Origin of the sequence: Mixta sp. Marseille-Q2659 (genome assembly GCF_940807255.1) — a bacterium.
Lineage (GTDB): Bacteria > Pseudomonadota > Gammaproteobacteria > Enterobacterales > Enterobacteriaceae > Mixta.
On record NZ_CALNWY010000016.1, the window covers coordinates 33,613 to 47,180 of the forward strand.

Sequence of the window (13,568 nt, forward strand, 5' to 3'; positions counted from 1 at the left end):
AAGCTCCTTTCTGCTAATGATTTTCGACGGTAAAACTCTCATGCTGAGGTAACTTTCCCTGTCTCGTACCAGTGGATTTTGTTACTGTTAGCCACCTTTTCTTACGCTTTCACTGCGGGAAAGGATTATGCGACGTTTTTTTACGTCATCCAGGCAGCAGGCGATTACCCGGCCTGCGGTAACGGCGACTACAATTAACAAAAATCAGCCGGCCCGGCCTCGTTATTGATGAGCCAGTGTTAACAATGAAGTTCAGGAACAATGAATGGATATTTTAAAAGCGCTGTTACAAGCACTGTGGCAACAAGATTTTGAAACCCTCTCCGATCCGACGCTGGTTTGGGCCATTTATGGCGTACTTTTTATGATCCTGTTTCTGGAGAATGGCCTGCTTCCTGCCGCCTTTCTCCCCGGCGATAGCCTGCTGATTCTGGTCGGCGTGCTGATCGCCAAAGGCACCATGAATTTCCCGCTTACGCTGTTTGTCCTTACAACCGCAGCCAGTCTCGGCTGCTGGGTCAGCTATATTCAGGGGCGATGGCTGGGCAATACGCCCACGGTACAAAAGTGGCTGGCCCATTTGCCTGCGCAATATCATCAACGCGCGCATCAGATGTTCCATCGCCACGGCCTTTCCGCGCTGCTCATCGGCCGCTTTATCGCCTTTGTCCGCACGCTGCTGCCAACCATTGCCGGGCTGTCCGGCCTGAGCAACGCCCGTTTTCAATTCTTTAACTGGATGAGCGGCTTCCTGTGGGTGCTGATTCTGACGGTGATGGGCTTTGCGCTGGGCAAAACGCCCATTTTCCGCCGTTATGAAGATGAACTGATGTTCTGCCTGATGCTGTTGCCGCTGGTATTGCTGGTATTTGGCCTGGTGGGATCGCTGGTGGTGCTGTGGCGCAAACGGAACGGCAACGCCAATGAAAAAGGTCAGCCATGATGCGCTGGTTACAGCCGCTACTACGCCAGCCGCTGCGCTGGCTATTGGCTGGTTTGCTGGCGATCATCGCCTTTGCCCTGCTGCCTGCCCTGTTTCGCCATGAAAACGCGCTGCAGATCCGTGCCGCTCATCAGGGCGTAACGCTGCCGGATGGGTTTTATGTCTGGCAGCGGCTTAATGCGCAGGGAATCCAGGTAAAAAGCATTACGCCCGCCCAGGATTCGCTGATATTGCGTTTTGAGTCTGAGGAGCAGAGCCTGGCGGCCCAGCGTGCGCTGCTTAAGATCCTGCCGCACGGCTTTGATATTGCCCAACTGGATAACAGCGGCGGCGGCTGGTTAAATAAAATCTCGCTGCGTCAGCAATCTGTCGGTTAATCCTGCGGCGCGTCGCGTCGCTTCTTCTTCAGAACATTCTTTCTTCACCAACACTTTTGAGCTTTCGGCAAAGAGTGTCTATTCTTACAAAAGGTTATGAGTCGGCATGGCTGCCATTTTTATAACCGCTGCATCTTTACCGTTCACAGGGAACGGCTGAATTTAACAATGGAAGGTCATGATCGAATGAAATTTCGTACCTCGCTTTTTCTGGCTCTGTGTTCCCTTTCCGGCTTTTCACAGGCTGCAGGCGTACTCTGTTTGCAAAAGGAAAAAAACATTGAGCATGAAATTGCCGTTGCCAAACAACATGACAATCAACGGCGAGTGAACGGACTGGAACGCGCGCTGACTGAGGTTCGCGCCAGCTGCACGGACGAAAAGCTCAAAGCGGCTCATCAGGAAAACATTGATGCTAAAAAGCGTGAAGTGTCGGAGCGCGAGCAGGATTTAAAAGATGCCCAGGAAGATGGCGATAAGGAAAAAATCGCTAAACGCCAACGCAAATTACAGGAAGAGCGCGAAGAACTGAAAGCCCTTCAGGCCGCTCCCTGGTAACCCATTTACAGCGTACATTGCCTGAGAATAAAGGAGTGTTTCATGTCAAAAGATACTACGTCAGAACACCTGCGCGCCGAGCTGAAAAACCTGGCGGATACGCTGGAAGAAGTGCTGAGCCATTCTACCGATAAATCTAAATCAGAAATGGACAAGCTGCGCAGCAAAGCGCGCGCCGCGCTGGATGAATCTCGTCTGCGCCTTGGCGAAACCGGCGAACGTTTGTCGGAAACCACCCGCGAAGCGGTTGGCCGCGCCGATGATTACGTGCGTGAAAATCCGTGGCACGGCGTGGGTATCGGCGCCGTTGTCGGGCTGGCGATCGGCATGCTGATTTCGCGTCGTTAATTATGGCCGATTCTCAGCAGAGCCACGGCCCAGGCAAAGGGGTCATAAACATCGGACAGCGTCTCGTCACTACGCTGGTTGGCATGGTAGAAACCCGTGTGCGCCTGGCAGTGGTCGAGCTGGAAGAGGAAAAGGCCAATCTGATACAGATGCTGTTGATGACTGGCCTGACCATGCTGTTCACCGCATTCGGACTGATGAGCCTGATGGTGCTGATTATCTGGGCAGTGGACGCGCAGTATCGGCTTATGGCTATCGCGATTACCACCGGCGTGCTGTTTTTGCTGGCACTGTTTTTTGGCCTGTGGACGCTGCGTAAATCGCGTAAATCGACGCTGCTTCACCACACGCGCAAAGAACTCGCCTCGGATCGCCAGATGCTGGAGGATCGCCATCCATGAACCGTGCTGACCGTGAACAACGCAAAGCGGATTTACTGATCGCCATTCACCAGCAGCGCCTCGATCTGAGTGCGGCGCGGCGTGAATGGCTGCTGGAAACCGCCCGTTACGATCGCGGTTGGATGACGTTGCTCAGCCTGCGTAGCTATCTGGCGATTGGTAGCAGCGCGCTGGCTATCTGGTCAGTGCGCAATCCCAATTTCTTTATGCGTTGGGCGAAGCGCGGCTTTGGCGCCTGGAGTACCTGGCGGCTGATAAAAGCGAATCTACCGCGTAAGCAGTAAAACATGCCCGATGGCCTGCCTTACACCGCAGGCCATCAATTTCAATTTTATTGAACCCCTTTAACTAATTATCTCGCTTACAAATCTTTCACGCCCCACTTATTATCCTCCTCAGTTACCGAGAGCAGCCGTTAAAGGCCTGCAATCACACTATTTAATTGCGATGGCGCATTTCGCCTGCGGAAAAACGACACTGGGGAACACCATGAAAAAATTCGAAAATATTGGCCTGCTGGTTGCACGCATTTTACTGCCGATTCTGTTTATCGTCTCCGGCTGGGGCAAAATCACCGGCTACGATGGTACCGCGCAATATATGCAAGCGATGGGTGTTCCGGCCTTTATTCTGCCGCTGGTGATCCTGCTGGAACTGGGCGGTGGCCTGGCGATTCTGTTCGGCTTCCTGACGCGCTTTACCGCGCTGTTCACCGCCGTCTTTACGTTGCTGACCGCTTTTCTGTTTCACAGCAACTTCGCTGAAGGCGTCAACTCGATTATGTTTATGAAAAATCTCTCTATCGCTGGCGGTTTCCTGCTGTTGGGGATTTCCGGCCCAGGCGCTTACAGCATTGACCGTCTGCTCGGCAAAAACTGGTAAGCGATAGCTATACTTAATTATCAATGGGCGAGAATGAATCTGTTCTCGCCTCTTTCATTTTGGAGGCTTTATGGGACAACTGGTTGATGGCGTCTGGCAGGACACCTGGTATGACACCAAATCGAACGGCGGCCGCTTTAAGCGCTCCGAATCAGCATTTCGCAACTGGGTTACAGCTGACGGCAGCGCTGGCCCAACGGGGAAAGCCGGTTTTAAAGCTGAGCGCGATCGCTATCATCTTTATGTTTCGCTGGCCTGTCCCTGGGCGCATCGCACGCTGCTGATGCGTCAGCTGAAGGGACTGGAGCAGATGATTTCCGTATCGGTGGTTCATCCGCTGATGCTGGAAAATGGCTGGACCTTTGCCGATGATTTCCCGGCAGCGACCGGCGACACGCTTTATCAGCACGATTTTCTTTATCAGCTCTATCTGCAGGCCGATCCGCACTACAGCGGGCGGGTTACCGTGCCGGTGCTGTGGGATAAGCAGCAGCAGACCATCGTCAGCAATGAGTCCGCCGATATTATTCGTATGTTGAATTCCGCCTTTGATGCGGTGGGCGCGCGCGCCGGAGATTATTATCCCGTCGCCCTGCGCGAGAAGATTGATGAGCTGAACGGCTGGATCTATGACACTGTGAATAACGGCGTTTACAAAGCGGGTTTTGCTACCTCGCAAACCGCTTACGATGAGGCGGTCACCGCGCTGTTTCATTCGCTGGATCGTCTGGAGCAGATCCTTGGGCAGCATCGCTGGCTCACCGGCAATCAGCTTACCGAGGCGGATTTACGGCTGTGGACAACGCTGGTGCGTTTCGATCCGGTCTACGTGACGCATTTTAAATGCGATCGTCATCGTATCGGCGACTATCTCAATCTGAACGGGTTTTTACGCGATATCTGGCAGATGCCAGGCATTGCAGAGACGGTCGATCTGAAGCATATCCGCCATCATTACTATTGCAGCCATAAAACCATTAACCCCAGCGGCGTAATTTCTGTCGGGCCCGCTTTTGACTGGGATGAACCGCACGGTCGGGATGAACGCTTTGCCGCAGACGCGTAACCCGTAAGGCGCGAACAGTCAGACAGCTCGCAAATAAGCGCAGACTAAAGCGGAAACGCCCCATGTCATTAATGACATGGGGCGTTGTTTTATATGACTTTCCGCGCTATCCACACGCTTTCAGACTATCGCACTGGCGTTGTCCCTGCTCGAAAAGAGAGGCTATCCTTTTTTTGCCAGCAGACGCGGGATTTCACGCAGGCACCAGGCTTTGGCTTCGCCCATGCTGTCGCGGCGCCAGGCCATAATAATATCGATTTCCTGCGTGGTTTCCGGGCTCACCACGCGCAGGCGGCCTTCGGCAATATCTTTTTCTACCAGCGGATAAGGCATACTCGCCACGCCCAGTCCCGCCAGCAGCGCACGGCGCTTGTCATCCATACTGCTGAGCGTCAGGCGCTGCTGTTTATCCAGCAGCTGCACCGTCAACACCGGCCTTTCGCGTGCGGTATCCGCCACCGCAATGCCACGATATTTTACCCGCGTGGCCTCGGAAAGCGGCTCCGGCTCCTGATGAATGGGATGATCCGGGCTGGCGACAATGACGCTCATGATGCTGTACAACTTGCGGGTATTAATTTCCGTGGAGGCGCGAAAATGGAGATCCGGCGCTACCACAATATCCGCTCTGCCCTGCTCCAGCCGTTCCCAAGCGCCCGCCAGCACTTCCGTTACCAGGGCAATCTGGGTATTGGCTTTCTCCGCCAGCTTCTCCACCAACGGAAATAGCGTTTCGGTCGGCACCAGCGCCTCGGTAACGATCGTCAGATGCGTTTCCCAGCCGCGCGCCAGCGCTTCCGCGTCAGTGGTCAGCTTATCGGCGGCTTCCAACAGCACGCGGCCGCGTTCCAGCAGCATACGTCCGACGTTAGTAAATTTAGTGCGATGGCCGGAACGATCAAACAGCACCACATCCAGCTCCTCCTCCAGCTTCTGCATGGTATAGCTGAGAGCGGAGGGCACGCGGCCCAGTTCACCGGCGGCGGCCGCAAAACTGCCGCGCCGATCGATGGCATCCATCACGCGTAATGCTTCCAAAGTCAGGGCCCGATCTTTTCCCATAGCGAGTCTCTGTCAGTAATTTTGAATATGCCTGGCAGATTAACTGGCTAACAATCCGCTGTCCAGATATTTACCATGGAAAGTGACTGGCGCTCGTGCTGCATAAAAAGGCGCTGACAGGAGGTAATCTAATTATGATGACGTCACGCACCGCGCAACAGTGCGGCCAAGCCGATTACGGTTGGCTGCAGGCGCGTTATACATTTTCGTTTGGCCACTATTTTGATCCGAAACTTCTGGGTTACGCGTCGCTGCGCGTTCTTAATCAGGAAGTGCTGGCGCCCGGCGCCGCGTTCCAGCCGCGCACCTATCCACAGGTGGATATTCTTAACCTGATCCTGCGCGGCGAGGCGGAATACCGCGACAGCGAAGGCAATTATCATCGCGCTGGCGATAACGACATGCTGCTGATCTCAACGCAGCCCGGCGTAACCTACAGCGAACTTAACGTTAACAACGATGCGCCGCTGACGCGTATTCAGCTCTGGCTGGATGCCTGTCCACAGCGCGAAAATCCGCTGGTGCAGCAGCTGTCGCTGGATCTTGTCCAGCCTCACCAGCTAATCGCCTCGCCGGACGGTGAAAAAGGCAGCTTACAGGTGCGCCAGCAGGTATGGATCCATCATTTGAATCTGGAACCGGGCGCGGAGTGGCAGCAGCCGCTACAGGGCTCGCGCGCCTGGCTGCAATCCATTCACGGTTCGTTTCAGGCACTGACGGCGAACGGCGAACGTGAAACTCTGGGCTGCGGCGATGGCGCCTTTATTCGCGATGAGACCAGTATTAAGGTGCAGGCGCAAACGCCGCTGCGCGCGCTGGTGATCGATTTGATGAGCTAAAAAGCGGGGATTGGCGGCGAGTAAAGTTTGCCGAGCCAAAACGTTGAGTAACCGTCTTATCTTACGCAATGATTACAGGTTACGCGCAACGCTATCAGGGGCGACAGCGTCGCCCCTGATGGGCTTATTTCAGAATGGTAAAAGCGGTGGTGACGTGTTTGACGCCGCTGACCCGGCTGGCAATATCCGCCGCCGCGCTGGCTTCCTGTTGAGTCACCAGGCCCAGCAGGAACACTTCGCCATTTTCCGTGGTTACCTTCACATTGGATGATTTCACCTGATCGCTGCCCAGCAGTTGGGAACGCACTTTGGTGGTAATCCAGGTATCGGACGATGCGGTACCTAACGTGACTTTTGGCCCCTGACGGATCTCGTTATACACTTCCGTTGCGCCATCTACGCCGACGGCAATCTGCTTCGCGCGCTCCGCCACTTCCGTACTTGGCGCCTGGCCGGTCAGCAGCACTTTGCCCTGATAGGCGGTCGCCACAATATGCGCATCATTTTTTATTTGCTGATCTTTCGCCAGCGCGTTGCTGACGCGCAGCTCCAGCGTGCCGTCATCAACCTGCGTGCCTACGGTACGCGGATCGGTCGCCGTCTTGGTCGCGACCGCCGCGCTGCCGACAACAACGGCGGCGCAGCCCTGTAATAACAGGGCAGCAAAGATCACTGCCAGTACAGATAATGGCTTCATTACATCTCCTTGTTTATTCCTGATGAGGAAACAGGGTGTTATCAATCAAATCACACAGACAGTTCACGGTAAGCATGTGCATTTCATGAATTCTGGCGCTTCTGTGTGATGGAATGCGAATCTCCACATCCTGCGGGCCCAGCAATCCAGCCAGCTCGCCGCCATCGTAGCCGGTCAGGGCGATAATCGTCATATCGCGCGTCACGGCCGCTTCAACCGCCTTCACAATATCGCGGCTGTTGCCGCGCGTTGAGATAGCCAGCAGTACATCGCCTGCCTGGCCCAGCGCCCTTACCTGTTTTGCATAGACTTCAATATGCAGCCGATCGTCGCCGATAGCGGTCAGCAAAATATTATCTGCGCTGAGCGCCAGCGCAGGCAGGCTGGGACGTTCCGCTTCGTAACGGTTAATCATGCTGGCGGCAAAATGTTGCGCATTCGCCGCCGAGGTGCCGTTGCCGCAGCACAGGATCTTATTGCCGTTCAGCAACGATTGCACCATGGTCATCGCCGCTCGCGAAATGGCGTCGGGTAACGCCTCCGCCGCGGCTATCTGCGTCTGTATACTTTCCGTAAAACAGGCTTTAATTCTATCCAGCACACTACCACCTGGTTTTAAATGTGGGCTTGAAACGCATCGGGTAGCCATGTGAGCTGCTGCCCGGTTATGGCGACCACGTCGAAACGACAGTCAACCGTATCAAAACTGGCGTTGCGCGCGGCCAGCCACAGGGCCGCGCTGCGCAACAGCTTCTGCTGTTTGTGCCAGGTTATGCTCATCGCCGCGCCGCCGAAACGTGCGTCGCGCCGATAGCGTACCTCGACAAACACCCACTGTCGCCCGTCACGCATGATTAAATCAAGCTCGCCAACGCGGTAACGCACGTTGGCGGCGACAAAGATCAGCCCCGCCTGTTCCAGATGACGCCGCGCCATCTGTTCATAGCGCGCGCCTTTTTGCTGACGGCTTAGCTGGCCGGGACCACCTGTCCATGACGATACTGGCTCCATGTCAACTTCCTGTTGATAACGCAATCCTCGGTAGCGCTCAGCTGACCGGTATTGCCGTCAATACGGAAGCCGGGCATCTGGCGCATCTCGCTAAAGTGGTTAGCCAGCGTCCAGGCGTCAATGCCCATCGCATAGAGGCGAACCAGCGAATAATCATTATTAAAGCTGCGCGCCGCCTGCTGCATCAGCGCCGGGTTAGCGCCCGACAACAGCGGAATATCGCTGAATTGCAGACCGTCCATCTCCAGACGGAAATCCGGGCCAGCGCCCGCCTGGAAGCTGCGCGAACTGGCATAGAGCGCGACGTTGCTGCGGCTGCTGACGCGCATGGCGATCATCGGCTTAATCAGCTGAAGTTCGCTCTGGGTCGCCACAATATAAACCGCATCCACGTTGCCGCCGCTAACCGCTGGCTCCGCTGGCGCGCTGCTCTGCGGTGCCGGAATCGTCAGGCCGGCGATGGTGACGCTCTGCGGCTCGCTAACCGCTGGCGTAACCGGCGTACCGCTCAGATTGATCCCCGCGCCGCTGTTAATGCCCTGCTTCAGCTCGGCGGTAGAACCAAACGGCTGCTGAAGAACGGTGCTGCCGCCCAGGGTTTGCCACTCTTGCGCGAAAGCTTTGCTGACGCGATCGCCCAGCGAACTGCGCGGCACCAGCAGCAACGGCATACGTTTACCCTGCTGCCAGATATGATGCGCGGCGTCACGCGCTTCGTCTTCAGGAGAAAGCGCAAAGTAGCAAAGATTCGGATGGTTCTGGATCTTTTCCGGCTCGTTCAACGCCAGCACATTCAGCGGCGTTGAGGTGTCGGCCAGCTGCTGCACATTGTTTTTTAACAGCGGGCCGACCACCAGCGTCGCGCCATCCTGCTGCGCCTGCGCGATAACCTGCTGAATCGGCTGAGAGCTGGTGTCGTACACTTTGATCTCGGCATTGCTGGCCGGCGCTGTCGTAACGCGAGACGGCTGTTGCGCGACGGCTGGCGCCTGCGCCGGTTCGCTTGCGCTTTCTGTGTTATCAACGGGCGCGGCAGAAGGACTGACGACCGCGTCCGCCTGCGGCTGCGCATTGTCAGTCGGGGCTTCGCCCTCCTGAGCGTTCGCGTCCGCCAGAGACACCGGATTCTGCGCGCTGCCGACGGCTGGCGCTGGCGCCTGGTTCAGAACGCCGTTTTTAGCATCAACAAAGCCTTTTTGAATTGCGCTGGCGAAAACCTGCGCCTGGCCGCTTAACGGCAGCAGCAGCGCAATCTTGCCAGTTGAGGCGGGCTGCATATTCTGCATCTGGCTAAGCGCCGTCGGCAGCGTTTTGGCCGCCGGATTCTGCGGATAGCGCGTTTGCCAGTCGCTGATGCCCGCTTTCAACATATCGGGATCGGTACTGTTCGCCTTGTAGACGTTCAGCAGATCGAGCCAGCCCTGCAGCGTATTTTCATCTGCATTAATCACCAGGCTGCTCATCTGCTCCGGCGGCAGCTGTGTTAATGCTTGCCAGGTCGCATCGATATTGTCCTGATGCGCCTTATCCGTCAGCAGCGGTTCCTGCGCAATCAGCGCACGCACCAGATCCAGCGATGGGCGGTTCTGACTGGCTGCGATCTGTAAACTGTAGTAGCGCAGCTGCTGATCTTTAGAGAGAGAAGAAGGATCCAGTTTCGCGAGAATTGCCTGCGCATTGGTAACATCCTGACTGCCGAGGCGCAGCTGGGCGGTGAGCAGTTGCAGCTCCTGACGCTGAGCATCGCTCAGCTGCTGCGGAAGCTGGGTCATCTGCTGATTCGCCTGGGGATACTTCCCTTCATTCAGCAATGCACGTATAGCAAGTAATTGCCAGTCAGCCTTGTTATCATCTGGGCTTTGCTGCACCTGTTGCAGATAATAGTCGGATGTGCCCGTCGCCGGCCCCTGAATATTGACCGAGGGAGTCTGCGGCGTCTGGCCGGTACAGGCTGCTAAGATCAGCCCCGCCAGGAGAACAGGCACGAAGCGTCCTGCTTTTTTTCGAACGACTTTTGAAGGAAGCATACTGTATCCAGTAAGTTTTTTTCAGGATGCTCAATATTAAATCGGCAATTCGGATGAAACAATGAAACAACACGATCGGGCAGAGATTTCTGCCAGCACGCTCTATATCGTTCCCACTCCGATAGGCAACCTGGGCGACATTACCCAGCGGGCGCTGACGGTGCTTGAGAGCGTCGATCTGGTGGCTGCGGAAGATACACGTCATACCGGACTGTTGCTACAACATTTCGCCATCAATGCGCGACTGTTCGCATTACACGATCATAATGAACAACAAAAGGCGGAAGTGCTGCTGGCAAAGCTGCAGGAAGGCCAAAGCATTGCGCTGGTTTCCGACGCCGGTACGCCGCTGATTAACGATCCCGGCTATCATCTGGTGCGCCGCTGCCGCGAAGCGGGTATTCGCGTGGTGCCGCTGCCGGGCGCCTGCGCCGCCATTGCCGCGCTCAGCGCCGCCGGTTTGCCCTCTGACCGTTTTTGCTATGAAGGTTTCCTGCCGGCAAAAAGCAAAGCGCGCTGCGATACGCTACGCGCCCTGGCCCAGGAGCCGCGCACGCTGATTTTTTATGAGTCCACGCATCGCCTGCTCGACAGCCTGCGCGATATGATCAGCGAGCTGGGCGCGGATCGCTACGTGGTGCTGGCGCGTGAGATCACCAAAACCTGGGAATCGATTCACGGCGCGCCGGTCGCCGAGCTGCTGACGTGGATTGAAGAGGATGAAAATCGCCGCAAAGGCGAAATGGTGCTGATTGTCGAAGGCCATCAGGCCGATCAGGAAGCGTTGCCGCTCGAGGCGTTGCGCACGCTGGCACTGCTGCAAAAAGAGCTGCCGCTCAAGAAAGCCGCCGCGCTAACGGCGGAAATCCACGGCGTAAAGAAAAACGCGCTCTATAAATATGCGCTGGAGCAGCAAGAAGGATGACAAAGCGCTCAGAATAACCTATCATCCGCGCCGAAGCTGACCAGACAGTCGCCGCTTTGTCGTCGTCCCCTCTCGGGGGAGACGGGCAGAGGGGAGGAAAGTCCGGGCTCCATAGGGCAGGGTGCCAGGTAACGCCTGGGGGGCGCAAGCCTACGACCAGTGCAACAGAGAGCAAACCGCCGATGGCTCACTCGTGAGTACAGGTAAGGGTGAAAGGGTGCGGTAAGAGCGCACCGCGCGGCTGGCAACAGTTCGTGGCACGGTAAACTCCACCCGGAGCAAGGCCAAATAGGGGTTCACAAGGTACGGCCCGTACTGAACCCGGGTAGGCTGCTTGAGCCAGTGAGCGATTGCTGGCCTAGATGAATGACTGTCCAAGACAGAACCCGGCTTACCGGTCAGCTTCACTCTTTAAAAAAACCCCGCTTCGGCGGGGTTTTTGCTTTGTGCGGCAAGCCAACTCGCTATGCAGAAACTGCGATTACTGGCCAGATGCCGCCCTTTCCTGCTACAGCCGACTCAGGCAATCCAGCGCGACGCTCTTAAAACTGTCGAAATCAATGCTGTCGCGCAGGCGCGTCATGGCGCGCTCACGCATAAAGGTGACGAACAGATCGTAAATCGCCATCGCTTCTTCATAATCATCTTTGCTGATAGCCAGCAGGAAAATGACGTAAGCCGTCTCTTCGCCCCAGGCGATGCCCTGCGGCGCCAGTACGGTATACACCACGCTTTTTTTCGCCAGCAGACCCAGCGAGTGCGGCAGCGCAATCCCCTCACCCAGCATGGTGCTGAGGATCGCTTCGCGCTCCTCAACTGACGGATAAAAGGCTTCATCGACAAAGCCTTCCTGTTCCAGCTGCTGACAAAGCTGGCGGAACAGCTGCGTCTGATCCATCGGCTGGTCGATAATGCAGAAATGGTGCGCATCGAAAAACTTTTCCAGCATATAGGGCTTGGTGCGATCCACCAGCACCTGCTTGCCCAGCTGCTCCAGCTGATAATCAGTAGGAAACGGCGACATCACTACCACCGGTTTGCCCTTCTCGCTCAGGCGAACGGTAGAGATAACAAAATCTTCGTCGAGGCTTTCCAGCATCTCATACTCACGCAGCGAGATAATTCGCGTCACCACCAGCTGCGGATATTTGCGCAGCAGCATCGCCTGCACCATGCGCACGGTGGAATTGCCGGTATCGCACACCAGCATGACCTGCGGATGTCGCTGATAGCCGACGTTATAGTGGCGCTCCAGCCCGACGCCGATATGCAGCACCAAAAAACCGATCTCATTTTCGCTGATGACGTAGGGCGTATATTTGCTCCAGCTGGAAACCGCCGCCAGCGTCATATCATAGGCCATCGGATAGTGCTGTTTGATATTGGTCAGCAGCGGATTGGGAATAGTGATCTGATAGCGCACGCGGGTAATCATGGTCTTAATGTGCGTCAGCAGGTCGGCGCGCAGCTGTTCGTCGCTTTGCAGGTTGTAGTTGTAGTGCGTATTGATATAGCTAAGGATGTAGTTCACCAGCGAATCGCCGTCGTCCGCGCTGATCGCGCTGGGAGCGATCTCTTCTACCCGCCGGGCGGCGATATTCAGGCGCAGCCAGGCCTCTTCCGCAGGCGCAATCACTTTACCGGTAATCGGACGCATCAGATTGATAATATGACGCGCTGCCGCCTGCACATCGCTGTCTACCTCGTCGGCACTAAAGTCGGAAAGCGGATAGCCTTCGCTGATGCGCCGCACCGCAACCGCGCAGTACAGGCGCAGATAAAGCTCGCCTTCATCGGTCATACGAATATTAAAGCGCGCAAAGCACTGCAGCAGCAGCGGCTGCAACGTCAGCAGCATACCGCTGTTGAGCGCTTCCATTTGCAGCAGCGGGCTTTCGCTGTTTTCCTGGGCGATCTGATACAGCAGATCGGTCAGGCAGGTGCGGATCGCCATTTCACTGCCGAACAGCTTCATGCCGTAACGCGGACGCGCTTCAATCGTCAGCTGATAGCGACTAAGCCATTCGCGCACTTCCGCCATATCGCTTTGCAGCGTGGCGCGGCTGACAAACCACTCCTCTGCCAGATCCTCCAGCTTGATAGCCCAGGCGGAAGTGAGGAAGCGCGTCAGCAGGTAGTGAATGCGCTCCGTAGAGGTGCGGGGAACACGCAAATGGGAAGGCGTTTGCTGGCGCAGCCGCTGATAGCGCGCCGGATCGAGAATACGCAGCTGATAGCCTTCGCCGCGACTCAGAACAAACAGCGCACCGTGATCGGCCAGCATCTCATTAAGCATATTGATATCGGTGCGCACGGTGCGCGTGGAAACCGCAAAACGCCGCGCCAGCTCATCCTGCGGCAGCGTCTCGTTTTGCAACGTATCAAATAACTGAGCCAGTCGCTGGTTTGGAAATCTCACGGCAGCTATCCTC

Annotated in this window: 16 protein-coding genes and 1 other RNA gene; 11 read left to right on the forward strand and 6 right to left on the reverse strand. The window is 56.2% G+C overall.

What is annotated here, in order from left to right:
- Positions 1–265: 265 nt before the first annotated feature.
- From P3C52_RS12720 to P3C52_RS12755, 8 genes are all read left to right on the forward strand, one after another.
- The gene (locus P3C52_RS12720; RefSeq protein ID WP_275555361.1) at positions 266–943 is read left to right on the forward strand and encodes a DedA family protein; all 678 of its coding nucleotides are present in this window, start codon (positions 266–268) and stop codon (positions 941–943) included.
- The gene (gene mzrA / locus P3C52_RS12725) at positions 943–1,320 is read left to right on the forward strand and encodes an EnvZ/OmpR regulon moderator MzrA (protein ID WP_275555411.1); all 378 of its coding nucleotides are present in this window, start codon (positions 943–945) and stop codon (positions 1,318–1,320) included. Before P3C52_RS12720 ends, mzrA begins: the two co-directional genes overlap by 1 nt.
- Positions 1,321–1,506: 186 nt before the next feature.
- Positions 1,507–1,878 carry a DUF1090 domain-containing protein gene (locus P3C52_RS12730; protein ID WP_275555362.1) on the forward strand — a complete coding sequence of 124 codons (372 nt, stop codon included), beginning with the start codon at positions 1,507–1,509 and terminating at the stop codon, positions 1,876–1,878.
- A gap of 42 nt (positions 1,879–1,920) precedes the next feature.
- The gene (locus P3C52_RS12735; RefSeq protein ID WP_275555363.1) at positions 1,921–2,226 is read left to right on the forward strand and encodes a YqjD family protein; all 306 of its coding nucleotides are present in this window, start codon (positions 1,921–1,923) and stop codon (positions 2,224–2,226) included.
- A gap of 2 nt (positions 2,227–2,228) precedes the next feature.
- Positions 2,229–2,627 carry a phage holin family protein gene (locus P3C52_RS12740; RefSeq protein WP_275555364.1) on the forward strand — a complete coding sequence of 133 codons (399 nt, stop codon included), beginning with the start codon at positions 2,229–2,231 and terminating at the stop codon, positions 2,625–2,627.
- Positions 2,624–2,911, forward strand: a complete 288-nt coding sequence (locus P3C52_RS12745) for a YqjK-like family protein (protein ID WP_275555365.1) — start codon at positions 2,624–2,626, stop codon at positions 2,909–2,911. The genes P3C52_RS12740 and P3C52_RS12745 overlap by 4 nt, the downstream gene beginning before the upstream one ends.
- A gap of 205 nt (positions 2,912–3,116) precedes the next feature.
- Entirely contained in the window at positions 3,117–3,509 is a 393-nt protein-coding gene (locus P3C52_RS12750; protein WP_275555366.1) for a DoxX family protein, read from the forward strand.
- Between the two features lie 70 nt (positions 3,510–3,579).
- On the forward strand, positions 3,580–4,575 hold the full coding sequence (locus tag P3C52_RS12755; protein ID WP_275555367.1) for a glutathione S-transferase family protein: 996 nt from the start codon (positions 3,580–3,582) through the stop codon (positions 4,573–4,575).
- A gap of 162 nt (positions 4,576–4,737) precedes the next feature.
- Here P3C52_RS12755 and P3C52_RS12760 read toward each other — a convergent pair whose 3' ends face one another.
- Entirely contained in the window at positions 4,738–5,637 is a 900-nt protein-coding gene (locus P3C52_RS12760) for a LysR family transcriptional regulator (protein WP_275555368.1), read from the reverse strand.
- Positions 5,638–5,771: 134 nt separating this feature from the next.
- Between P3C52_RS12760 and P3C52_RS12765 the strand changes: the two genes are divergently transcribed.
- The gene (locus P3C52_RS12765; protein WP_275555369.1) at positions 5,772–6,476 is read left to right on the forward strand and encodes a pirin family protein; all 705 of its coding nucleotides are present in this window, start codon (positions 5,772–5,774) and stop codon (positions 6,474–6,476) included.
- 124 nt (positions 6,477–6,600) lie between these two features.
- Here the strand turns inward: P3C52_RS12765 and dolP are convergent, their stop codons facing one another.
- Genes dolP through P3C52_RS12785 form a run of 4 tightly spaced genes read right to left on the reverse strand, consistent with a single transcriptional unit; the run spans position 6,601 to position 10,211 of the window.
- On the reverse strand, positions 6,601–7,173 hold the full coding sequence (gene dolP, locus P3C52_RS12770) for a division/outer membrane stress-associated lipid-binding lipoprotein (RefSeq protein WP_275555370.1): 573 nt from the start codon (positions 7,171–7,173) through the stop codon (positions 6,601–6,603).
- A 13-nt stretch (positions 7,174–7,186) separates the two neighbouring features.
- On the reverse strand, positions 7,187–7,774 hold the full coding sequence (gene diaA / locus P3C52_RS12775; protein WP_275555371.1) for a DnaA initiator-associating protein DiaA: 588 nt from the start codon (positions 7,772–7,774) through the stop codon (positions 7,187–7,189).
- A gap of 14 nt (positions 7,775–7,788) precedes the next feature.
- Complete coding sequence (locus P3C52_RS12780; protein WP_275555372.1) at positions 7,789–8,184, reverse strand: YraN family protein; 396 nt, start codon at positions 8,182–8,184, stop codon at positions 7,789–7,791.
- Positions 8,142–10,211 carry a penicillin-binding protein activator gene (locus P3C52_RS12785; protein WP_275555373.1) on the reverse strand — a complete coding sequence of 690 codons (2,070 nt, stop codon included), beginning with the start codon at positions 10,209–10,211 and terminating at the stop codon, positions 8,142–8,144. The genes P3C52_RS12780 and P3C52_RS12785 overlap by 43 nt, the downstream gene beginning before the upstream one ends.
- Before the next feature lie 61 nt (positions 10,212–10,272).
- Between P3C52_RS12785 and rsmI the strand changes: the two genes are divergently transcribed.
- Together rsmI and rnpB are read left to right on the forward strand one after the other, a co-directional pair.
- The gene (gene rsmI, locus P3C52_RS12790; RefSeq protein WP_275555374.1) at positions 10,273–11,136 is read left to right on the forward strand and encodes a 16S rRNA (cytidine(1402)-2'-O)-methyltransferase; all 864 of its coding nucleotides are present in this window, start codon (positions 10,273–10,275) and stop codon (positions 11,134–11,136) included.
- A 32-nt stretch (positions 11,137–11,168) separates the two neighbouring features.
- Positions 11,169–11,546, forward strand: an RNA gene (gene rnpB, locus P3C52_RS12795) — RNase P RNA component class A.
- Between the two features lie 98 nt (positions 11,547–11,644).
- Here rnpB and P3C52_RS12800 read toward each other — a convergent pair.
- Positions 11,645–13,555, reverse strand: coding sequence for a PRD domain-containing protein (locus tag P3C52_RS12800; protein WP_275555376.1), 1,911 nt, complete (start codon positions 13,553–13,555; stop codon positions 11,645–11,647).
- Positions 13,556–13,568: the final 13 nt, after the last annotated feature.